This window comes from Spirochaeta lutea (genome assembly GCF_000758165.1).
Classification (GTDB): Bacteria; Spirochaetota; Spirochaetia; order DSM-27196; family Salinispiraceae; genus Spirochaeta_D; species Spirochaeta_D lutea.
Genome location: NZ_JNUP01000061.1, coordinates 2,007 through 2,251, shown reverse-complemented (window position 1 = coordinate 2,251; position 245 = coordinate 2,007). Strand labels below are relative to the sequence as shown.

The window sequence follows — 245 nt, the reverse complement described above, 5'->3', positions numbered from 1 at the left end:
TGGTCCGCCATCTCCTCCAGTGGAAATGAAACTAATGCTTGTGGGCTTACAAACCGGGGATGTTCCGGACAGGATAAAAGGTGCCGTTGCAAGAGTGAAAAGCCATTCCGAACCGTTGGCTACCAGTGGCTTAGGCTGGTTATTACTCAATTTAGAAGTTTCTGTGGTTATAGAACCTATCAGGGGAACTCGTAGTACGGGGTACTATGCTGGTTTGATGTTCTGAAACACTATGATGCGTTGAT

1 protein-coding gene is annotated in these 245 nt (G+C 46.5%); it reads left to right on the top strand.

Annotated elements, in window-relative coordinates; genetic code table 11:
* On the top strand, positions 1 to 226 hold a 226-nt coding region (locus tag DC28_RS16740; RefSeq protein WP_238565792.1), incomplete at its 5' end, for a hypothetical protein.
* Positions 227 to 245: the final 19 nt, after the last annotated feature.